This is a genomic window from Haloarcula halobia, assembly GCF_029338255.1.
GTDB lineage: Archaea > Halobacteriota > Halobacteria > Halobacteriales > Haloarculaceae > Haloarcula > Haloarcula halobia.
Map to the genome: position 1 here is coordinate 927,283 of NZ_CP119787.1, position 18,429 is coordinate 945,711.

At 65.9% G+C, this 18,429-nt stretch carries 22 protein-coding genes; 13 read left to right on the top strand and 9 right to left on the bottom strand.

Translation table 11 applies throughout. The features are described from left to right. Positions 1–6: 6 nt before the first annotated feature. Complete coding sequence (locus P1K88_RS04915; RefSeq protein WP_276413001.1) at positions 7–1,185, bottom strand: COG1361 family protein; 1,179 nt, start codon at positions 1,183–1,185, stop codon at positions 7–9. Positions 1,186–1,779: 594 nt separating this feature from the next. Between P1K88_RS04915 and P1K88_RS04920 the strand changes: the two genes are divergently transcribed. Both P1K88_RS04920 and P1K88_RS04925 read left to right on the top strand, forming a co-directional pair. Continuing rightward, positions 1,780–1,977 carry a hypothetical protein gene (locus P1K88_RS04920; RefSeq protein WP_276413003.1) on the top strand — a complete coding sequence of 66 codons (198 nt, stop codon included), beginning with the start codon at positions 1,780–1,782 and terminating at the stop codon, positions 1,975–1,977. A 144-nt stretch (positions 1,978–2,121) separates the two neighbouring features. Next, positions 2,122–2,343 carry a hypothetical protein gene (locus tag P1K88_RS04925; protein WP_276413004.1) on the top strand — a complete coding sequence of 74 codons (222 nt, stop codon included), beginning with the start codon at positions 2,122–2,124 and terminating at the stop codon, positions 2,341–2,343. A 276-nt stretch (positions 2,344–2,619) separates the two neighbouring features. Here the strand turns inward: P1K88_RS04925 and P1K88_RS04930 are convergent, their stop codons facing one another. Then, on the bottom strand, positions 2,620–2,970 hold the full coding sequence (locus tag P1K88_RS04930; RefSeq protein ID WP_276413006.1) for a hypothetical protein: 351 nt from the start codon (positions 2,968–2,970) through the stop codon (positions 2,620–2,622). A gap of 510 nt (positions 2,971–3,480) precedes the next feature. Next, positions 3,481–3,915 (bottom strand): DUF1810 domain-containing protein, encoded by a 435-nt coding sequence (locus tag P1K88_RS04935; RefSeq protein ID WP_276413007.1) that lies wholly within the window; start codon positions 3,913–3,915, stop codon positions 3,481–3,483. Positions 3,916–4,022: 107 nt separating this feature from the next. Here P1K88_RS04935 and P1K88_RS04940 point away from each other — a divergent pair, with 107 nt between their 5' ends. The 3 genes from P1K88_RS04940 (at position 4,023) to P1K88_RS04950 (ending at position 6,219) form a co-directional block, all read left to right on the top strand. Next, a complete protein-coding gene (locus P1K88_RS04940) occupies positions 4,023–4,199 on the top strand; it encodes a hypothetical protein (protein WP_276413009.1) in 177 nt (58 codons plus the stop codon). Between the two features lie 148 nt (positions 4,200–4,347). Then, positions 4,348–5,214, top strand: a complete 867-nt coding sequence (locus P1K88_RS04945; RefSeq protein WP_276413011.1) for an ATP-grasp domain-containing protein — start codon at positions 4,348–4,350, stop codon at positions 5,212–5,214. A gap of 246 nt (positions 5,215–5,460) precedes the next feature. Beyond that, positions 5,461–6,219: a hypothetical protein gene (locus P1K88_RS04950; RefSeq protein ID WP_276413012.1), complete on the top strand. Its 759-nt coding sequence runs from the start codon at positions 5,461–5,463 to the stop codon at positions 6,217–6,219. Between the two features lie 144 nt (positions 6,220–6,363). Here the strand turns inward: P1K88_RS04950 and P1K88_RS04955 are convergent, their stop codons facing one another. Next, complete coding sequence (locus P1K88_RS04955; protein WP_276413013.1) at positions 6,364–6,750, bottom strand: Hsp20/alpha crystallin family protein; 387 nt, start codon at positions 6,748–6,750, stop codon at positions 6,364–6,366. A gap of 172 nt (positions 6,751–6,922) precedes the next feature. Between P1K88_RS04955 and gap the strand changes: the two genes are divergently transcribed. Then, positions 6,923–7,930, top strand: a complete 1,008-nt coding sequence (gene gap, locus P1K88_RS04960) for a type I glyceraldehyde-3-phosphate dehydrogenase (RefSeq protein ID WP_276413015.1) — start codon at positions 6,923–6,925, stop codon at positions 7,928–7,930. Positions 7,931–8,049: 119 nt separating this feature from the next. Next, positions 8,050–9,258 carry a phosphoglycerate kinase gene (locus P1K88_RS04965; RefSeq protein ID WP_276413016.1) on the top strand — a complete coding sequence of 403 codons (1,209 nt, stop codon included), beginning with the start codon at positions 8,050–8,052 and terminating at the stop codon, positions 9,256–9,258. Positions 9,259–9,309: 51 nt separating this feature from the next. Here the strand turns inward: P1K88_RS04965 and P1K88_RS04970 are convergent, their stop codons facing one another. Next, the gene (locus P1K88_RS04970) at positions 9,310–9,483 is read right to left on the bottom strand and encodes a hypothetical protein (RefSeq protein WP_276413017.1); all 174 of its coding nucleotides are present in this window, start codon (positions 9,481–9,483) and stop codon (positions 9,310–9,312) included. A gap of 126 nt (positions 9,484–9,609) precedes the next feature. Between P1K88_RS04970 and P1K88_RS04975 the strand changes: the two genes are divergently transcribed. Then, positions 9,610–10,188, top strand: a complete 579-nt coding sequence (locus tag P1K88_RS04975) for a riboflavin synthase (RefSeq protein ID WP_276413018.1) — start codon at positions 9,610–9,612, stop codon at positions 10,186–10,188. On the opposite strand, the gene P1K88_RS04980 is transcribed toward P1K88_RS04975, so the two are convergent. Next, positions 10,185–11,216: a PrsW family intramembrane metalloprotease gene (locus P1K88_RS04980; RefSeq protein ID WP_276413019.1), complete on the bottom strand. Its 1,032-nt coding sequence runs from the start codon at positions 11,214–11,216 to the stop codon at positions 10,185–10,187. The two genes, P1K88_RS04975 and P1K88_RS04980, sit on opposite strands and share 4 nt — an antisense overlap. A 224-nt stretch (positions 11,217–11,440) precedes the next feature. Here P1K88_RS04980 and pdxT point away from each other — a divergent pair, with 224 nt between their 5' ends. Together pdxT and hisE are read left to right on the top strand one after the other, a co-directional pair. Further along, positions 11,441–12,034 (top strand): pyridoxal 5'-phosphate synthase glutaminase subunit PdxT, encoded by a 594-nt coding sequence (gene pdxT, locus P1K88_RS04985; RefSeq protein WP_276413020.1) that lies wholly within the window; start codon positions 11,441–11,443, stop codon positions 12,032–12,034. A gap of 36 nt (positions 12,035–12,070) precedes the next feature. After that, on the top strand, positions 12,071–12,358 hold the full coding sequence (hisE, locus tag P1K88_RS04990; protein WP_276413022.1) for a phosphoribosyl-ATP diphosphatase: 288 nt from the start codon (positions 12,071–12,073) through the stop codon (positions 12,356–12,358). A gap of 187 nt (positions 12,359–12,545) precedes the next feature. On the opposite strand, the gene P1K88_RS04995 is transcribed toward hisE, so the two are convergent. Continuing rightward, the gene (locus P1K88_RS04995) at positions 12,546–13,547 is read right to left on the bottom strand and encodes a helix-turn-helix transcriptional regulator (RefSeq protein ID WP_276413024.1); all 1,002 of its coding nucleotides are present in this window, start codon (positions 13,545–13,547) and stop codon (positions 12,546–12,548) included. 191 nt (positions 13,548–13,738) lie between these two features. Between P1K88_RS04995 and P1K88_RS05000 the strand changes: the two genes are divergently transcribed. Together P1K88_RS05000 and P1K88_RS05005 are read left to right on the top strand one after the other, a co-directional pair. Further along, entirely contained in the window at positions 13,739–15,424 is a 1,686-nt protein-coding gene (locus P1K88_RS05000; protein WP_276413026.1) for a DUF7096 domain-containing protein, read from the top strand. Continuing rightward, positions 15,421–16,146 (top strand): DUF7345 domain-containing protein, encoded by a 726-nt coding sequence (locus P1K88_RS05005; protein WP_276413028.1) that lies wholly within the window; start codon positions 15,421–15,423, stop codon positions 16,144–16,146. Before P1K88_RS05000 ends, P1K88_RS05005 begins: the two co-directional genes overlap by 4 nt. 75 nt (positions 16,147–16,221) lie before the next feature. Here P1K88_RS05005 and P1K88_RS05010 read toward each other — a convergent pair whose 3' ends face one another. Continuing rightward, positions 16,222–16,539, bottom strand: coding sequence for an ASCH domain-containing protein (locus P1K88_RS05010; RefSeq protein WP_276413030.1), 318 nt, complete (start codon positions 16,537–16,539; stop codon positions 16,222–16,224). A gap of 91 nt (positions 16,540–16,630) precedes the next feature. Here P1K88_RS05010 and P1K88_RS05015 point away from each other — a divergent pair, with 91 nt between their 5' ends. After that, a complete protein-coding gene (locus tag P1K88_RS05015; protein WP_276413031.1) occupies positions 16,631–17,629 on the top strand; it encodes an NOG1 family protein in 999 nt (332 codons plus the stop codon). A 28-nt stretch (positions 17,630–17,657) separates the two neighbouring features. On the opposite strand, the gene P1K88_RS05020 is transcribed toward P1K88_RS05015, so the two are convergent. Beyond that, complete coding sequence (locus tag P1K88_RS05020) at positions 17,658–18,371, bottom strand: SIMPL domain-containing protein (protein ID WP_276413032.1); 714 nt, start codon at positions 18,369–18,371, stop codon at positions 17,658–17,660. Between the last annotated feature and the right edge of the window lie 58 nt (positions 18,372–18,429).

Genomic DNA, 18,429 nt, shown 5'->3' on the forward strand with positions numbered 1-18,429 from the left:
GATCGATCACCGCCACACGCGGTACCCGACCGCACCCAGGGCGAGTACGATGGCGAGTCCGACGACGGGCAATAGCGGGAATCCGCCCCCACTGGGCGTTCGGGTGACGACTTCGCGCTCGACGGGGACCTCGGTAACCGCACTTCGTTCGACGCCGTCGACGACGTACTGTACCTCGACCGGGACCGAGGAGACGTTCCCCTCGACGTTCGCTTGGAGGGTGAAGGAGGCGAAGTCGCTCGCCGCGATCTCGCCGATGAAGTACTCGGCGGCACCAACTCGCTGTGCATCACCGACCGAAACAACGACGGCCTCCGCTTCGGTCGACCCGACGTTACCGGCAGTTGCCGATATCTCGATCCGTCCGCCTCTCTGGACCGCATCCAGATCCGTCAGGGTCACTTCGGCGGGGTTCGGTGGAGCGGTGAACGAAGCCTGGACCGTCTGGGTCGTCCGGCGCCGCACTCCGTCCTTGGTGTATTCGAGCGTCACGTTTACTGGGAGCGTGCCAGCCTCTTCGGCGGTCGCGGGGAACGTGAACGTGGCCGTCTCGCCGGCCGACACGTTGGCACGGACGCGCTGAGTGACGTCGAACGCCGCCGCCGGTGAGGACGCAGTGACCCGCAGTTGTCGGACCTCCTCGTCGAGACCGTTCGCAACGGTGACGTTTACCGGCCTGGTTGCACCCGGAACTGCGTCACGGACCGAGAGCTCGATCTGGGGACGGTCACCGGATGCGGCGAGTCGGTCGGTCCCGACGCTCATCTGCTTCGTGACAGTCCTGGTTTGCCCACCGTCTGTGGTGTACTGGAGCGTTGCCCGTACCGTGCTCGGAGCGTCTTCGAGGAAGGTCGCGGTGTAGGTGAACGACCGTTTCGAACCGGACTTGAGGACCGCCGCGATACGCTCGGGATTCTCGACGGCTACGTTAGATCCGTTTACGAAGAGGCGGACGTCGCGGATCTCGTTCGACTCGCCGTTGGTCACGTTGACCGACACCTCTGTTTCGCCACCGACCTTCGGATTCTGTGCCCGCACGTTCAGTCCGGGACCATCGCCGCCGACGACGACGGTCAGGGGGTACTCGCGCCGGACGTAGTCGCCGTCGGGCATCCGTCCGGTAGCGAACACGCGGAGATTCTTCACGCCGGGATTGTCGAACGAGAGCGTCAGTGGGACCGTCAAACTCCGACCGCCACTCACGGTTCCGATGTTCTCCGCTCGCGCTCTGTCGTTGGCACTACCCGCCGGTCGGACGTATACGTCCGTTATCTTCACCGCTTTCGACCGGTTCGTCGAGCTTCGAACAGTCGTCCTGATCTCTACCAGCTGGCCGGGGGCCGGCTGTTCGGCCGAGAGTGTCACGTTCGTGATGGCGATGTTGGATTCGGCCGACACCGTCCCCACAGCGATTGGGGCGACTGTGACAAGGAGTAACGTGAGGAGGACCACGGGCCAAATCGATGCCGGAGATCGCGTTCGCACTGACCCGATCATCGATGCGATGCTAATGGAGGGGCTTGATTGGGGACCATTCCGTACCGGGTTCTCTCCAATAGATATTAATTCTGGTGATATGTAACAATCGTGTCTACTCCGTCCTGTCGCCGTACCGTCTACACAGACACTGCAGCGACGGATGTCGGCCGTCTCACCGGTGAGGGAGTCCGCTGACGGACGTGTGACGTAACAGACTCCAACCTCGAAAAGCGAAGTACGAGGCTGTCCGAGGCCTGAAACAATAACCTCTAAACTGTCCCGCTGCTCTTTGACAGGCGTATGTCCCTGTCAAGAGACGTCCTCCTGTTCAGTATCGTCCTGATGCTGTTGGCTGTCCGGATCGAAGCTCGTGGATACGGCAGTTCGGGGGAGATCGTCCTCGTCTCGCTCGGAATCGGACTGCTCGGAATCGTCGGGAGTTTCGTCTCGTCGGTAGCCTCTATGGGTCACCGGCCTGATTCCGACCCGTCTGAGTGATCTGCGACCTGTGAGACCGACATTCACTCCATTGGCACTGGTTCACTAGTTCCTGCTGCTGATACCCGCTATCGTCAGCACGACGTCCGTGACGGGTGAACGAATCCCCAGATTATATGCTGATTCTTTGCATTGCTGAGAGCGATGGTCCCGCTCCAGTTGCCAGGTGGCCCCGAACTGCTCGTGCTCGTGCTCGCCCTCGGTCTCAACCTACTGATTCTCGTTGGGTTCTTGGGTGGCCTCGGCTACTTCCTCCTCCGGATTCGCTCAGGCGGGAGTGTAAGCGAACGGCTGGACCGCATCGAGCGGAAAGTCAGTCGGTTGGAGGCCCAGGTCGAGCAACTTCAGGACGACGAATCGGAGTGAGTGGCTTACGAGATGCGCTCTCAGGAAGGGTGTGATAACGCGCGACGTACCGATGTCGCGTTGTTGACTTCCCGTGAGAGTGCCTCGAGCACAGACCCGTTGGGTCTCTCAGTAACATACCGACCTTGGGCTGCCAATTGTAGCTCGCTGTGAATAGTTGTCGTACACAACGGGCTTTTCTGACGCCGTGCCAGAGACACAGCGCGAGTGGAGCACCAACCGGAGCTCGATTACTGCGCTTGCCGACCGGTTCATCACGGAGAAAACCTGCAGGGGTCACTCGGAGATGGCCGGCGTGTATCTGCCGGTGTTCTCTGTGGTGACCACTACGAGCTCGACTCGACCTGAATCTCTGACAAGTGCTTGCAGATAGTTCACGTATCCCCTTTCCGGAGGGGCTGGATGGAATATCGCTTGAGACATACCATCTCTGTCTGATGTCTGCTGTCCGTCGATGGTACATTCGACTGCGTACCAAACGGATTCCGTGAACACACCGGTATACGTCGTGGACTCCTCGGGTGGCAGTTGCTCTGTGGCGGTCAGATTCCGTTGCGGTGCTGGGATCGTTATCTCGCCCGCTACTGTTCCGGTTTCATTATCTAGGTCACTCCCGACGTCCGTCACGGCCAGTTGTATTGCATGGGGGAGAGAATCCTGGTTGGTAAATTGGAGGCTTCCAGCTGGGGGATCACCGTTCGTGACCGTGGCGCAACCGGCAAAACTGCCGATAGCGCTTACTCCGACCGCCGTCAGAAACGCACGCCGATTCAGGGAGGGCATGAGTCATTCCACGTGCCGCCGGAGGACTTAAACCACTTGTGAGAACTGGGACTCGGTCTACGCCCGGACCGATATTTCGTCCCTTACACCTCTCACGAATAATCTTTGGTCTCGTGCTGACTATACCCTCTGTATCTTGTACGGCGGTACTGACAGGCCCTAGCAGATTGTTGAGGCTGTGCTGCATACGGCACGCAAGCCGGTCAGCAGCCCTCCGCCCACAGCCAGGACTGAGAATCGGTCGATACAGAGGGCTAATCTAACAGCGTCGCCGCCGTTTCGGACCGCTGAATTATCAACGGGAACTGAGGCGTTCCTATCGGTTACACCGTAGCGCACGGTCCGATACTGGTATTACTCTGAGAGAAACTCCATTGTCTTCTCATCTGTTTTATTATCATAGTACTTTTCCAGAGCCGTCCGGAACGGAGTCGGATCATCTGCGACAGCATCGAACAACGTCATCGACGAACGGAACTTCAGGTCGTCAGGTGAGCCAAATATCTCGTTCGCTGTGCGTCCTTCGATTCCGTTCGTTATTTCTGTACATCCTCGCAACCGGTGCCCTAATACAGGATGCGCAAGATACGCTTCCGCCTCTCGTCGCGACGATATTGCATACTTCCGAGCCGTCGGACTCTTGCCGAGTCCCTCGACCTGCGGGAAGATGAACCACATCCAATGACTTTGCTTGCGGCCTGATCGCAATTCCCGTTTCACCTGCTCTATTACAGGGTCCTGAGCATCGACGAATCGTTGTAAATTGTGGGGATCATCAGAACTTGTCATTACCACCACTTGGCGGCGCAGTAAGAATATAATCTTTGACGTGAGTCGGTCGGATTTCGTATCACCCACTGGAAAAGAATTAACTCACGCTCGGTAGAAGCGCGTGCATGGACAGCCGACGTACCCTCTACGCCGCTGCGTCCGTTGGTGCGTCGCTATCGTACGTATTCAACGTTCTCGCGTTCACTGGTACCTTCGACGTCTTCCGTTGGTTCGTGTTCGCCGTCGTCTTTCTCGGGTTTACCTACGGATTCGAGACGTTCATTGACTGGCAGACTGGATAGTGGTGCCGCACTTGGCCCCAGTCGCAGTTCCGTGAGACTCCCCCCTCGATATTCATCACGCGGGAATTGTCAGAGAGAGGCTCAACAGAGCTCTCTCATCCCGACACCTGAGACAGGTCTTTGTACCGACCGTCCTAACCGACGAGCGATGCTGACCCTCGCCGTCGCGACGAACGCCGAGACCTACGAGCGGATGGGCGATCCGCTCTCGGCCCGCGGCATCGACGTGGGCCACGTCCAGGCAAAGGAGCGGGCGATTCCCCTCACCGAGGACCCCTTCGACGACTTCGACGTGGGCTTTGTCTACCCGACGCGCATCATGGAGGGCGCCGTCGTCGACGCCTATCTCGACGTCCCGTGGGTCAACGACCGCGAGGCCATCCTGCGCTCGCGCAACAAGGCCGACGTCCTCACCCGCCTCGGGCGGGCCGACGTGCCGGTCCCCGAGACGGTCATGGTGTCGAACCCCGCCGACGAGGCCGACCTCGTGGCGGCCTTCGAGCGCCTGGGCCCGCCCGTCGTCGTCAAACCGAACTCCACGACCCGGGGCGTCGGGGTCGCGAAGGCCCACGACCTCGATTCCTTCCTGGGCATCTGTGACTACCTCTCGCTGGTCCACGACTACCGCGCGACCGGCGACCAGTCGTTTCTCGTCCAGGAGGTCGTCGCCGACGCGACGGACTACCGGGCGATGGTCGTCGACGGCGAGTACGTCGGGGCCGTCGAGCGCCGACTCCCCGCCGCCGCGGGCCAGGCGGGCCGCTGGAAGCACAACGTCCACCGGGGCGCCGTCGCCGAGGGGGTCGCCTTGCCGGACGAGCTCCGGGCGCTGGCCGAGCGAGCAGCCCAGGTCCTCGATATTCCCTATCTGGGCGTCGACCTGCTGGTCAGCGAGGACCGCGCCGTCGTCAACGAGACGAACGCCCGCCCGACCATCGACAGCGCGACGAAGTACGAAGACGGGTTCTGGGACCAGCTGGCGGCGCTGATTCGGGCGACTGCCCGGGACAGGTGACCGCGAACTTCGAAGGTGGTCGCGATGACGCCGTGCCGATCGCGGCGTAGATTACACCGAGCAACGCACAGGCGGGTCCCCGCCGGGACCCTGAGACCTGCCTGCAGGGGCCCCCGAGCTGTCAGCCCCGACGGCTCGCCGGTGCCGTTCCATCGCCACACGCGGCGCAGCCAGGCTCCGTCGGTGGCGTTGGTCTCCTCTGTCCCGTCGGAAAAATAAGTATCCGTGAGGTACAACCGCCCGTCTATGGACCGCCCTGCCCTCCATGCCCTGCTGGCCGTCTGTGTGCTGACTGCCGGCTGTTCGCTGTTCGCCCCCGACCACACGCGTGAAGAGCGTGCCGTCGGGACACTCGACGACGCGACGGACGCGCTCGAGTCCACCGAGTCGTACCGCTTCGAATCACACATGACCGTCACCACCTCCGCCGACGGCCGCTCCGAGCGGGTCGACGTCGACTTGACCGGCGCCGTCGACGTCGCTGACCGCGAGATGTACCAGCAGGCCACCAGAGATGGCGAGTCGCGCCGCGCGTTCGTGCTGAACCGCACCGTCTACCGGGAGTGTGCGCCGCCGTGGGACGGCTGGGCGGTCGAGGACCCGGCCGAGGACGACCGCTGGCTGAATCAGACCACCGCCGCCCGGCAGCTCTCGCTGCTGGAGTCCGGATCGCTCTACTGGAACGGCACCGAATCCGTCGACGGCGAGCGGACCGTGGTCGTCACCGGCCAACCGACCGTCGACGCGCTCACCGAGTACCGGGACGACCAGTCACGACCGGTGTTCGGCGGGCCGAACATCGAGGACCCCGAACTGCGAGCCTGGATCGACGCCGACACCGGGCGGCTGCTCCGGACCGAGCTCCGCTTTACCGTCTCGAAGGGGGACAATTCGGCGACGGCGACCATGACGACGACCTTCGGCGACTACGGCGACCCGGTCTCGGTCGAGTTGCCCGACGAGGCGCGGTCGAACCAGTACGAACTCGGCTGTCCCGGCGAGTGACCCGGCGGAATCGAGGACAGCGTTCCCGACGGGCCGGGCGCTTATCGCTCCGAAGCACCGCTGTCGAAGGGTTCAGTGCCCTCACTCGATGCCCGTCGGTCACCGCGCGCGCAGGGGGCCCTCGATCGAGGCGAAAAGTAGTCTCTAGAGCTCGATGTCGGCCGAGTCCTCTTCGCGGTCGAACGTGACCTCGAGGATGCCGTTGTTGTAGGTGGCCGACGCGGAGTGTTCGTCGACGCGGGCGGGCAACGAGAGCCGTTCGTGGTACTCGCGCTGGTCGCTCGTCGCGTCGATGGTGAGCGCGGTCCCGTCGCACTTCAGGTCGATGGCGTCCTTGTCGACGCCCGGGACGTCGGCGACGACGCGAATCTCTCCGTCTGTCTCGTGGACGTCGACGTGTAAGTTCCCCCCGTCGGGCGTGGCGTTCCGGTCGATGTGGACGTCCCCTTCAGCCCCCATCATCTCGTTCATCATCCGTTCGATTTCCCGGAAGAACTCGTCGAAGGGGTCGTCTCTATCGTCACGTCTCATCAGTGGGGTATCGTACGAGCGACCGTCTCAAAAGCCTTCTGTCGGGTGGACCACCTGTGATCGCGCGGTGGTTGTGTATCGATGATAGGTTCTGGGCGAAATCAATCATTTACACACATCCGAGTTCAACTTCGAAAATACTTTACTCCAGACCGGACGTTTTTCAGACGGTATGAGCGACCCAGTTCGCGTCGGCCTCAACGGCTTCGGCCGGATCGGCCGTAACGTATTCCGTGCCTCGCTGGAGAACGACGACGTCGAGCTCGTCGGCGTCAACGACGTCATCGACGACGAGGAGATGGACTACTTCGCCAAGTACGACACCGTCATGGGCAAACTCGAGAGTGCGAGCGTCGACGACGGCGTCCTCACCGTCGAGGGAACCGACTTCGAGGCGGGCGTCTTCCACGAGACCGACCCGACGGAACTCCCGTGGGACGAACTCGACGTCGACGTCGCTCTCGAGGCGACCGGCATCTTCCGCACCTACGAGGACGCGAGCCAGCACTTAGCGGCCGGCGCGGACAAGGTACTCATCTCGGCCCCGCCCAAGGGCGACAAGCCGGTCAAGCAGATCGTCTACGGCGTCAACCAGGACGAGTACGACGGCGAGGACGTCGTCTCGAACGCCTCCTGTACGACCAACTCCATCACGCCGGTCGCGAAGGTGCTCAACGACGAGTTCGGCATCGAGTCCGGCCAGCTGACCACCGTCCACGCCTACACCGGGTCGCAGAACCTCATCGACGGTCCGAACGGCAAGCCCCGCCGCCGCCGTGCGGCCGCCGAGAACATCATCCCGACCTCGACCGGTGCCGCACAGGCGACCACCGAGGTCCTGCCGGAACTCGAGGGTAGACTCGACGGGATGGCCATCCGCGTCCCGGTCCCGAACGGCTCTATCACGGAGTTCGTCGTCGACCTGCAGGACGAGGTGACCGAGGCCGACGTCAACGCCGCGTTCGAGGAGGCCGCCGAGGGCTACCTCGAGGGCGTCATGGGCGTCACGGACGAACACGTCGTCTCCTCAGACATCGTCGGCGACCCCTACTCGACGCAAGTCGACCTCCAGTCGACGAACGTCGTCAACGGGATGACGAAGATCCTCACCTGGTACGACAACGAGTACGGCTTCTCGAACCGGATGCTGGACGTCGCCGAGTACATCACCGAGCAGTAGACCGGGCGGACTTCCTGTCGTCTCGATACGCCGCGAGCGCCCCGCTCGGCCCGCCTGGTCGCGGGGCCGTCGACCGACTACACAATCTCTAAAGGTCCCCCAGTCGTGGGTCCGCGTACATGACCTTCCAGACGCTCGACGACCTAGAGGACGGCCAGCGCGTCCTCGTGCGCCTCGACCTCAACTCGCCGGTTGAGGACGGCGAGGTCCAGGACAACCGCCGTTTCGAACGCCACGCCGAGACGATCCGCGAACTCGTCGACCGCGGTTTCGCCGTCGCCGTGCTCGCCCACCAGGGCCGTCCGGGCGGCGACGACTTCGTCTCGCTCGAACAGCACGCCGCGATTCTCGGCGACCACGTCGGCCACGACGTCGACTTCGTCGCCGACACCTACGGCGAGGACGCCCTGGCGGCCATCGACGCCCTCGCGGCGGGCGACGTACTCGTCTTAGAGAACACGCGGATGTGCGACGACGAACTGCCCGAAGAAGACCCCGAGGGCAAGGCCGAGACGGAGTTCGTCAGGACGCTGGCGCCCCACTTCGACGCCTACGTCAACGACGCCTACTCGGCGGCCCACCGGTCGCACGCCTCGCTCGTTGGCTTCCCGCTCGTCCTGCCGGCCTACGCCGGTCGCGTCATGGAGACCGAGTACGAGGCCAACACCGCTATCGCCGAGCGCGAGTTCGACGGCCAGGTGACGATGGTAGTCGGCGGGACCAAGGCCACCGACGTCATCGACGTGATGACCCACCTCGGGGAGACGGTCGACGACTTCCTGCTGGGCGGGGTCGCCGGCCAGCTGTTCCTGCGCGCGGAGGGGTACCCGGTGGGCTACGACGTCGGGGACACGGACCTCTACGACGAGCAATACGAGGCTAACGAGGGGAAGATAGAGCAGATGCTCGATGAACGCGGCGACCAGATCACGCTCGCCGTCGACATGGCCTACGAGGGCGAGGACGGGGGTCGCGAGGAGATCGCCGTCGAGGACATCCCCGAGGACACCGCCATCGACTTCCTCGACGTCGGGTCCGAAACGGTCATGGAGTACTCGCCGGTCATCCGTGACTCGGAGGCCGTCTTCCTGAAGGGCGCGCTCGGCGTCTTCGAGATGGAGGCGTTCTCGGTCGGGACCGTCGGCGTCCTCGAGGCCATCGCCGACACGGACTGCTTCTCGGTCGTCGGCGGCGGCGACACCTCGCGTGCCATCGGCATGTACGGGCTCGACGAGGCCGACTTCGGCCACGTCTCCATCGCCGGCGGCGCGTACATCCGCGCGCTCACGGGTGCCGAGCTCGTCGGTGTGGAAGTCCTCCAGCAGTAAGCAGTCCGCTCGCGTTCTCGCTGCCGTGGTCGTGTCGCCGTCGCTCGCCGCCTACGATTGCCGTCTCGTCTCCGCGTGCCGGCGCGACCAGTCGTCGCCCGTCGACTCCGGGAAGTCGCTCCGGCGCTGTTCCTCGCTGGCGTCCGCTCGTGGTCTGACCCGCGCGTGACGGGTCCGCCAGTCGTCGTCTTCGGTCCGTTCGACGGACGGGTCTGCCTCGGCCATACCAGTACTGACTCGCGGCTCGAATATATTTCTTGTGTACGACTGTGTAAAAAACTTCACTCGGCTCCGAGTAATTTCTGGAACCCGGAACGAAGGCCTTTGGACGCCGGGCTACCTACGGCGGGTATGTTCACCGGTATCGTCGAGGCGACCGGCGAGGTCCAGGCAGTCGTAGACGACGAGGGCGGCCGGCGGGTCCGCATCGGGACGCCCTTTTCCGGGCTCTCGGCGGGCCAGTCCATCAGCGTGAGCGGGGCCTGTCTCACTGTCGAGGACGCCGTCGACGGCGAGTACTTCGAGGTGTTCCTCGCTCGCGAGACGCTCGCCCGGACGTACTTCGACACCCTGGAGGCGGGCGAGGCGGTCAACCTCGAACGGGCGATGCCCGCCGACGGCCGGTTCGACGGTCACGTGGTCCAGGGCCACGTCGACGCCACCGCCGAGGTGCTTTCCATCGAGCGGGAAGGGGACGACTGGACCTACACCTTCTCGCTGCCCGAGGCCCAGCGAGACTACCTCGTCCAGAAGGGGTCGATCACGGTCGACGGCATCAGTCTCACCGTCGCCGAACGGCGCGAGGACGCCTTCGACGTCGCCATCATCCCGACGACCTACCGCGAGACGACGCTCTCGGGCAAGTCGGTCGGGGACCCGGTCCACCTCGAGGTCGACGTCGTCGCGAAGTACGTCGAACAGCTCTGCTAGGGGTCGAACTCCGTCCGCTCGGCCGGCGGCCCGACCTCGTCGGTGGCGTGGGCGCGGGCGTAGGCCTGCCGGTAGGCGTCGAGTTTCCGCAGCAACAGGAGGCCGAACACGCCGTCGAAGACGATGACGAACCCGAAGAAGGCCACGAACGGGTCGACGTTGTAGACGGCCGAGAGGATGCCCGAGACGGGGCCGACCAGCGAGTTGTACGTCCCGTGGATGAGCGCGGCGATGAACAGCCCCTTCATCACGATGGGCCCGGCGTTCTCGGGGTTGAACTTCGCCAGGCCCAGATAGTAGCCGGCGAACGCCGAGTAGATGACGTGGCCCGGGCCCGCGAGTGCCCGGACCGCCGCGACGTCGCCGCTCTCGCTGAACGCCTGGAGCGACCCGGCGACCATATCCGTGTTCTGGGTGATGTAGAGCGCGTTCTCGATGGTCGCAAAGCCAAGGCCCGCGGCTGCGCCGTACACCGCGCCGTCGATGACCGCGTCGAAGCGGTCGTCACGGAAGGCATAGAGTCGCACAGCCAGCAGTTTCACGCTCTCCTCGACGGGCCCGACCACGACGAAGAACATGACTACCTGCCCGACGTACGGGACCAGGCCGAACCCCGAGCCGATGGCCTGGACCGGCCCGCCCAGGAAGACGTTGAGCAGGCCGGCAAAGCCCGCGAACAGCACGCCGAGGAAGAACGTGCCCACGAGCAGGGTCAGCGGTTCCGAGGTGGTCACGTCCGCGTACCAGACGTAGGCCGCCAGCAGGAGCGCGGGCACCGCCGAGAGCGCTGCCATCCCCGCGAACACCGGCTGGTTGCCGATGGCGCCGAGGCTCCCGAACGCGAACTGGATGACGAGAATCGCCACCGCGACGACGACGACCAGGCTCCGGACCGTCCACAGCGTGGCGTGATACAGCCAGTGGAGGATGCGGTCGAGCAGGGAGCGTGGTTCCCAGTCCGTTATCTCGTAGAGGTCGACCGACGAACCGGCGTTCGCCTCGACGGGGTCCTGCCGTCTCTTGGCCATGGTCGAAGCAAGGAGCGGTGCTACCTAACGGTTTGGCACCCGCGTGGCCAGTTCGACGCGCGGGGACTCGACGCCGCGCCGCCGGACACCGCCCGTCGACCCCGTCGGTGGCGTTCTTTCGCGTCTGGACGGGCCGGGTCGGACAGTCGTCCACTCCCGCCGACCACGACGCACGGACAGTCCAATCCGAGTCGTTTTTCGCGTTCGATTCCCTACCCTGGAGCATGTCTATACGGGCTGGCGTCCTCGCCGTCCAGGGCGACGTCTCCGAGCACGCAGCGGCCATCGAACGGGCGGCTGCGGCCCACGGCGACGACGCCGACGTCGTGGAGATTCGGACCGCGGGACTGGTCCCCGACTGTGACGTCTTGCTGCTGCCGGGCGGGGAGTCGACGACCATCTCCCGGCACGTCCAGCGCGAGGGCATCGCGGGCGAGATCCAGGCTCACGTCGCGGCTGACAAGCCGGTGCTGGCGACGTGTGCCGGTCTCATCGTCGCCTCGACGGACGCCCAGGACGACCGCGTCGAGACGCTCGGCCTGGTCGACGCCACCGTCCAGCGCAACGCCTTCGGCCGCCAGAAGGACAGCTTCGAGGCGCCACTTGAGGTCACCGGGCTCGAGGACCCCTTCCCCGGGGTGTTCATCCGCGCGCCGGTCATCGACAGCGTCGGCGACGACGTCGAGGTACTCGCCGAGTGGGACGGTCGCCCGGTCGCCATCCGTGACGGCTCCGTCGTCGGCACCTCCTTCCACCCGGAACTCACCCCCGACTCCCGGATCCACGACCTTGCCTTCTTCCGGACTGCCGAGGCGTAGCGACGGCCTGAAGGGGCCACCCGCCGACCTCCGGGTATGAGCGACGACGTCATCGACGAGGTGTTTGCCGTCATCGAGGACCGCAAGGAGACCCTGCCGGAGGACTCGTATACGGCCTCGCTGTTCACCCACGAGAAAGGCGAGAACGCCGTCCTGGAGAAACTCGGCGAGGAGACCACCGAACTCATCCTCGCGGCGAAAGACGACGACCACGACGAACTCGCCCACGAGGCCGCCGACATCGTCTACCACATGCTGGTCCTGCTGGCGATGAAAGACATGGACGTCTCGGACCTGCGGGCGGAACTGGCCGAGCGGCGGTGACGGAATCGTCGATCGACCGCGGCCGGCGGGAGCGGTCGATTTTTCCCCAGGTTTTTCGGCGAGTGGTCCGCGCTACGGACCCGACGCCGAAAAAGTGGTCACGACATGGACGTCTCGGACCTGCGGGCGGAACTGGCCGAGCGGTGGTGACGGAATCGTCGGCCGATCGTGACCACCGGTACCTGCCTCACTCCTCGCGCTCGTCGGGCAGCGAGACGACGTTCTCGCGACCGATACGGAGCTTCTCTACACGGCCGTCGTCGGTCAGGTCCGAGACGACCCGGGACGTCTTCGACGCCGACCAGTCGAACGCCTCTGCGATGGCCGACTGTTTCACCTGCCCGCCTCTGTCCTCGAGCAACTGGACGACGCGGTCGCCGTCAGTCTGTATCGGTGCTGCCCTGGTTCCCGCGCCTGCTGTCGTTCCCGCTTCGGCCTCGTCGGGCGCGACCTCGTCCGTGTGTCTGCGCCGGTAGCGGGCGGCGCCGACAAGGGCGGCGGCCAGGCCGAGCGCCCCGACGACGAACGGGACGAGTTCCCACTGGCGGCCGGCCTGTGGCTGGGTCGTCGACGCCGTCTCGACCCCCGTCTGGGGCACGTACCGAACCTGTGGCCGGTTGTCGGCGAACTCCCGCGGGCCGACCCAGCTGACCGTCCCGTCCTCGCGCGTCTCGGGGCTCGGGGCCACCTGCGCGACCGCGTGGCTCGAGGGCCCCGTGAGGACGAGCGTGTCGTTGCGCGCGATGAACAGGCCGCCGCCGAAGACGTCGCCGACGACCAGCGCGTCGCCGTCGGCCCGCGCGAACGCCGTCCAGGTGAACGTGTACTCGACGACGCCCCAGCGTCTGGGCACCTGCTGGACGCGCGTCGAGAGCGAGAAGTTCTCGGCGGTCATCGACCGGCCGGTCCCGTCGGCCGCCGTCGCGACGACGCCGGTGAGGCGGTCGCGGAACGGGTCGAGATACCGCGACTCGTTCTCGCGGACCCGATCCTGGAAGGTCCGGTAGGCCTGGACGTCGGACTCGTCGTGGAGGCGGGTCCGGACGGTGACCGTCCACTCGGCGTCGCCGTCGGCCGCGACCGAGATCCGCGTCACCGTGTTGTCCGTGTCCGGGAGCGTCTGGGCCGCCCCCGCCTGCGTGACGAGCAGCGCGACCAGCACGATCCCCACGACCCGCGTGCCATCCATCGAGTGGGCATAGTCCCAGCCCGATGAAGTATGTTTCCGACGCTTCAAGTGACGAAAGGACGACACGTTCGGGAACCACACGACTGCGGCCCGATGCAAGCGTCTGCAAACGTCCGCAAGCGTCCGAAAACCGGTGGGAACGAGCGCAACGGTCGTCCGGGTTGATAGTGGGCTGGAGACATGGAACGGGTATGGAATGGACCAGATTCACGGCCGCCCTCGTGGCGGCGCTCGTCGTGGTCGCCGGCGTCCCGGTGGGTGCGGCGGCGCTCCTCGACGGGTCGGGCACACACGCACAGTCTGCGGGCAACAGTACGGTGAACGTCACGACCGGCCAGCAGCTCTCGACGGTGCTGTCGGCGACGAGCGACGACGTCCAGAGCGAGGTCGACGAGACCGAGTTCGAGGTCGAGTACGAGAACCGCTCGGACGAGCGACGCGCCGAGGTCGTCGCCGAGCGTGGCACCCGGCTCTCCGAGCGGGCCGACGCCATCCGCGACGACTACGAGAACGCCACGGAGGCCTACGAGGCCGGCGAACTCACGCGTTCGGAGTACGCCCAGCGCATCGCGACGCTGAACGCGCGGGCGGAGAACCTCGCCGAGAGCCACGACCGGCTCCAGGACCGACTCGGCGACGTCTCGAAGCTCGAACTCCGCGCGGCCGGGTTCAACCAGACCGAACTGCGGGCCGCCGTCGCGGATCTGGACAGCGTCCGCGGGGCCGGCGCGGCGGCGCTCCTCCAGCGGTTTACCGGGACGAGCGAGGGCGAGATCGAACTCGAGACCACCGGCGGCCTCACGATCGAAGTCGAGGGCGAGGAAGGGGAGTTCTCGCGGGAGATCACCCGCCCCACCGACGACGACACCTCGCTGACGGCGAGTCAGGCCGACGCGCTGGACACCGCACGGAGTGCCCTCTCGACGCAGGCCGGCGCGACGTGGCGGCTGCAGCGGGCCAGCGTCCACGAGGACAGCGGCTACTACGAGTTCGAGTTCGGCTTCCGGACGGCCAACCGGACCGGTGAGGCCGAGATCCGCGTCGACGGCTCCTCGGGCGAGGTCTTCCGCGTCGAAGAGGAGATCGAACCGAGCGAGGAAGCCGAGGAGCGCGAGGAAGAACGTGAGGAAGACGAGCGGGAAGAAGACGACGAGCGCGAGGACGGCGAGGACCGTGAACTGGCGCTGGTCGTCGCGGACGGTGCCATCGCTGCGTCCGAGACCATCACCGTCCAGGCGCTCGAGGACGGCCAGCCCGCCGCGAACGTCTCCGTCTCGCTGAACGGCGAGTCGGTCGGGACGACCGACTCCGACGGGCTCGTCTCGGTGACGCTCCCCGCTGGCGGCGACGTGGAACTCACCGCGGGGGAGGGAGAACTCGAGTTCGAACTCGGCGAGGACGAGGGCGAGGTCTACCGTAATCTCCGGGCCGACACCGCGCTCGCGGACGGCACGGTCACGGTGACGCTCACCTACCAGGACCGTGGCGTCGCCGACGCCGTCGTCTACGCCAACGACCGACAGGTCGGAACCACCGACAGCGACGGGACGGTCGCGTTCGACGTGCCCAGCGGCACCGAGGAACTCGACGTCGAGATCGTGAAAGGCGAGTTCGAGGCCGAGTTCGAGTACGAACTCCGGAACGGCTCGCTGGTCCTGACCGACGGCGCCGACGGCGAGGTCGAGCGCGAAGACGCGGAATCCGAGGACGACGAGTCTGCGGAGGAAGAGACCGAGGAGCCAGAAGAAGACGAGACCGAGGAGCCAGAAGAAGACGAGACCGAGGAGCCCGAAGAAGACGAGACCGAGGGCCCTGAGGACGAAGAGACCGAGGAGCCCGAAGAAGACGAGACCGAGGACCCCGAGGACGATAGATGAGCGGGGCCGGTGGACCGACGCGGCGGCGTATCGCATCGCTCGCTCTCGCCGTCCTGCTCGTCGGGAGCCTGGTGCCTGTGGGGACCGCGAGCGGGGCCGACCGCTCCGGGGACGCGTTCGTTGTCGATCTCGAGACGGACGGCTCCGCGACGGTAACGCTCCGGTCGACGTTCGACCTGACCACCCAGAGCCAGCGGGCGGCGTTCCGCGAACTGCGGGACAACGAGACGAAGACCGCCGGACTCCGCGACGGGTTCGCCGAGCGACTCCGGACGGTGGCGGCGGCGACGGCCGAATCGACCGGTCGGCAGATGGCCGTCGAGAACGCGACGGTGACTGTCGATGCCACCGACTCGGTCGGGACCGTCTCGCTCTCGGCGACGTGGACCGGACTCGCCGCCGTCGACGACGAACAGGTCACGCTCACCGAACCGTTCGCGTCCTCGTTCGACCCCGAGCACCGGTTCGTCGTCACCGCACCCGACGGCTACGTCCTCTCGACGGTGACGCCACGGCCCGACGTCGCCGGCACCGAGGGGACCGTCGCGAACTGGGCACCGGACACCAGTCTCGAGGACTTCCGCGTGGTCGCCACACCGGCCAGCGACCAGACGCCGCCGCCCGAGGCTACGACCGGGTCGTCAGGACCCGGGTTCGGGATCGCCGTGGCGCTCGGCGCGCTGCTGTCGGCCGGCGTGCTGGCCCGTCGCCGCGCGCAGTGAGTCCCCGCTGACGGGTCGGTTCCGGGCTCGATTCCTGCACTACCGATTGGCTCACCAGCGGAGCGCCCGATCGCCTCACTCCTCGACGGGCGCGAACCGGTGACGGACGACCTCGCTGTCGTCGTCCCACTCGAAGGAGTCGTGGACTCGAGCCAGCCGCTCCCGGTACGCCTCGAGGTCCTCCGACCCCTCACGCTGGGCGTCGTCGTCGGTCAGATCCCCCAGCGTCCGGTGGGTGACGTCGGTCACCTCGAAGCGCTGGCCGTCAATCTCGAAGGTGTCGCCCTCCTCGGCGTACTTGTGGCCGCGGTGCAACTGAGTGATTCGTCCCTCGGCCGCCTGCTGCTGGACGTGCTCGTTCGGGAGGATCTCGCCGGCGTCGATGTGTGCCATAGCGGGTCTGCGGACTCGACGGACAAAAGCGTGGCTCGCTCACAGGCCCGATTGAACGCGCTTTTACGCGCTGGTCGTCTATGACGCCGTAATGAGCCATCCCTTCGAGAATCTCCCGACGACACCGACCGCCGAGGAGGTCATCGACCAGGCCTTCTCGCGGGCGACGCGGGCCGGCGGCGCGAAAGACGGTGTCGAGGCCCAGCAGTCGATGCTGATGACGGCCTCGAACATCGTCTCGGACAACCTTCAGAACGTCGCCCAATCGTGGCCGACCATCGACGACCTGGATCCCTTCTATATCGAACTCGCGGACGCGGTCGTCAGCGAGACCGACCCCGCGGACGACGACGACGGCATCGACGCGCTGAAACAGCACCTCTCGGAGATTTCGTGGGCCGGCCGCAAGGCCAAGGAGATTCGCCAGGAGTACGAGGGTCGCCTGGTCCGGGGCGACAAGGACACCGCCCGCAAACTCCGCAAGCAGGCCTTCGCCCGCATGGCCGACGTGGTCGAAGAGGTCGAGGACGACCTGACAGCCGTCTCGAAGGCCCGGGACGCGCTGAAGGTCCTCCCCGACATCCGCCCCGACGAACCGGCCATCGTCGTCGCCGGCTACCCCAACGTCGGCAAGTCCTCCTTCGTCAACCACGTCACCCGCGCCGACAACGCCATCGCCTCCTACCCCTTCACGACCACGCAGATCCGCGTCGGCCACTTCGAGGACGGGCGCATCCGCTACCAGCTGGTCGACACACCGGGCCTGCTCGACCGGCCCCCTGAGGACCGAAACGAGATCGAATCACAGGCCGTCAGCGCCCTCGAGCATCTGGCCGACGCCGTGCTCGTGCTCGTCGACCCCAGCGAGGAGTGTGGCTACCCGCTCGACCAGCAACTCGCGCTCCGGGACGCCATCGAGGCGCGGTTCGACGTGCCCGTACTGACCATCGCGAACAAGAGTGACCGGTCGACTCACGTCGAGGCTGACCACTACATGAGCGTCACCGGGGACGACAACGTCGACGCCGTCCTGCAGGCCGCGGTCGACGCCGTCGGCTACGAACTCGAACTGCCCTTCGACGACGAGTAACGTCGCGAAAACCGACCGCTGTCCGTTCTCAGCCCAGTTCGTAGGTGACCTGCACCGTCGCGTCGACGGTCACGGGACCGGGCGAGATGGTCGTGCGGCCGCCGCCGTCACCGCCCGCGGCGGCCTCCGCGAACATCACGGGGCGACCGTGCTGACTCGTCTGGATGGTGACGACGCCGTCGACGGCCAGTCCCTCGGCGGCGGCGACCGTCTCGGCGTCGGTGCGCGCCCGGTCCATCGCCACCGAGAGGGCCTCTTCACGGGCGTCCTGCTGGGTCGCCTCGCTCAGTTCGTAGCGGATGCCGTCGACCCGGTCGGCGCCGGCGTCGACCGCCACGTCGACGAGCGCGCCGACGGTCCCGACGTCGTCGGTCTCGGCCTCGATGGTGTGGACCGCGACGTAGCCGACCTGTTCACGGCCGTTCTCGGTACGCTCGTAGTCCGGGTGGATACTGAACCGCGACGAGGTGACCGACGCGCCCTCGTCTGCCAGCGCCTGCTGGACGGCCTCCGCGTCACCACTCACGGCGTTGCGAGCGGCCTCGGCGGTGTCACCGCGCCCGACGGCCGCGACGGTGACCGTCGCGCGGTCCGGACTGCGTTCGACGCTCGCGTCGGCACTGACGCTGACGGTGGCGTTCTCGGTGGCCTGGGTATCACCGGTCTGTGCGACCGCGAAGCCGACGGCGCCGGCCACCAGCAGGGCCAGGACGCCGACGACCGGCAGTAATTTCGATGCCATGCCGGACATAACGGCACGCGAGATGATTACCGCATCGGACGCTCAAACCCGGTTTTGA

Bases quoted from the DNA above. Each gene is read 5' to 3' on its own strand.
- P1K88_RS04940 (WP_276413009.1), top strand. From the start codon at position 4,023: ATGGACAGCCGACGTACCCTCTACGCCGCTGCGTCCGTTGGTGCGTCG.
- P1K88_RS04945 (WP_276413011.1), top strand. From the start codon at position 4,348: ATGCTGACCCTCGCCGTCGCGACGAACGCCGAGACCTACGAGCGGATG.
- P1K88_RS04935 (WP_276413007.1), bottom strand. From the start codon at position 3,915: ATGACAAGTTCTGATGATCCCCACAATTTACAACGATTCGTCGATGCT.
- P1K88_RS05020 (WP_276413032.1), bottom strand. From the start codon at position 18,371: ATGGCATCGAAATTACTGCCGGTCGTCGGCGTCCTGGCCCTGCTGGTG.
- P1K88_RS04950 (WP_276413012.1), top strand. From the start codon at position 5,461: ATGGACCGCCCTGCCCTCCATGCCCTGCTGGCCGTCTGTGTGCTGACT.
- P1K88_RS04965 (WP_276413016.1), top strand. From the start codon at position 8,050: ATGACCTTCCAGACGCTCGACGACCTAGAGGACGGCCAGCGCGTCCTC.
- pdxT (WP_276413020.1), top strand. From the start codon at position 11,441: ATGTCTATACGGGCTGGCGTCCTCGCCGTCCAGGGCGACGTCTCCGAG.
- gap (WP_276413015.1), top strand. From the start codon at position 6,923: ATGAGCGACCCAGTTCGCGTCGGCCTCAACGGCTTCGGCCGGATCGGC.
- P1K88_RS05010 (WP_276413030.1), bottom strand. From the start codon at position 16,539: ATGGCACACATCGACGCCGGCGAGATCCTCCCGAACGAGCACGTCCAG.
- P1K88_RS04995 (WP_276413024.1), bottom strand. From the start codon at position 13,547: ATGGATGGCACGCGGGTCGTGGGGATCGTGCTGGTCGCGCTGCTCGTC.
- P1K88_RS04925 (WP_276413004.1), top strand. From the start codon at position 2,122: ATGGTCCCGCTCCAGTTGCCAGGTGGCCCCGAACTGCTCGTGCTCGTG.
- P1K88_RS05015 (WP_276413031.1), top strand. From the start codon at position 16,631: ATGAGCCATCCCTTCGAGAATCTCCCGACGACACCGACCGCCGAGGAG.
- P1K88_RS04955 (WP_276413013.1), bottom strand. From the start codon at position 6,750: ATGAGACGTGACGATAGAGACGACCCCTTCGACGAGTTCTTCCGGGAA.
- P1K88_RS05000 (WP_276413026.1), top strand. From the start codon at position 13,739: ATGGAATGGACCAGATTCACGGCCGCCCTCGTGGCGGCGCTCGTCGTG.
- P1K88_RS04970 (WP_276413017.1), bottom strand. From the start codon at position 9,483: ATGGCCGAGGCAGACCCGTCCGTCGAACGGACCGAAGACGACGACTGG.
- hisE (WP_276413022.1), top strand. From the start codon at position 12,071: ATGAGCGACGACGTCATCGACGAGGTGTTTGCCGTCATCGAGGACCGC.
- P1K88_RS04975 (WP_276413018.1), top strand. From the start codon at position 9,610: ATGTTCACCGGTATCGTCGAGGCGACCGGCGAGGTCCAGGCAGTCGTA.
- P1K88_RS04920 (WP_276413003.1), top strand. From the start codon at position 1,780: ATGTCCCTGTCAAGAGACGTCCTCCTGTTCAGTATCGTCCTGATGCTG.
- P1K88_RS04980 (WP_276413019.1), bottom strand. From the start codon at position 11,216: ATGGCCAAGAGACGGCAGGACCCCGTCGAGGCGAACGCCGGTTCGTCG.
- P1K88_RS05005 (WP_276413028.1), top strand. From the start codon at position 15,421: ATGAGCGGGGCCGGTGGACCGACGCGGCGGCGTATCGCATCGCTCGCT.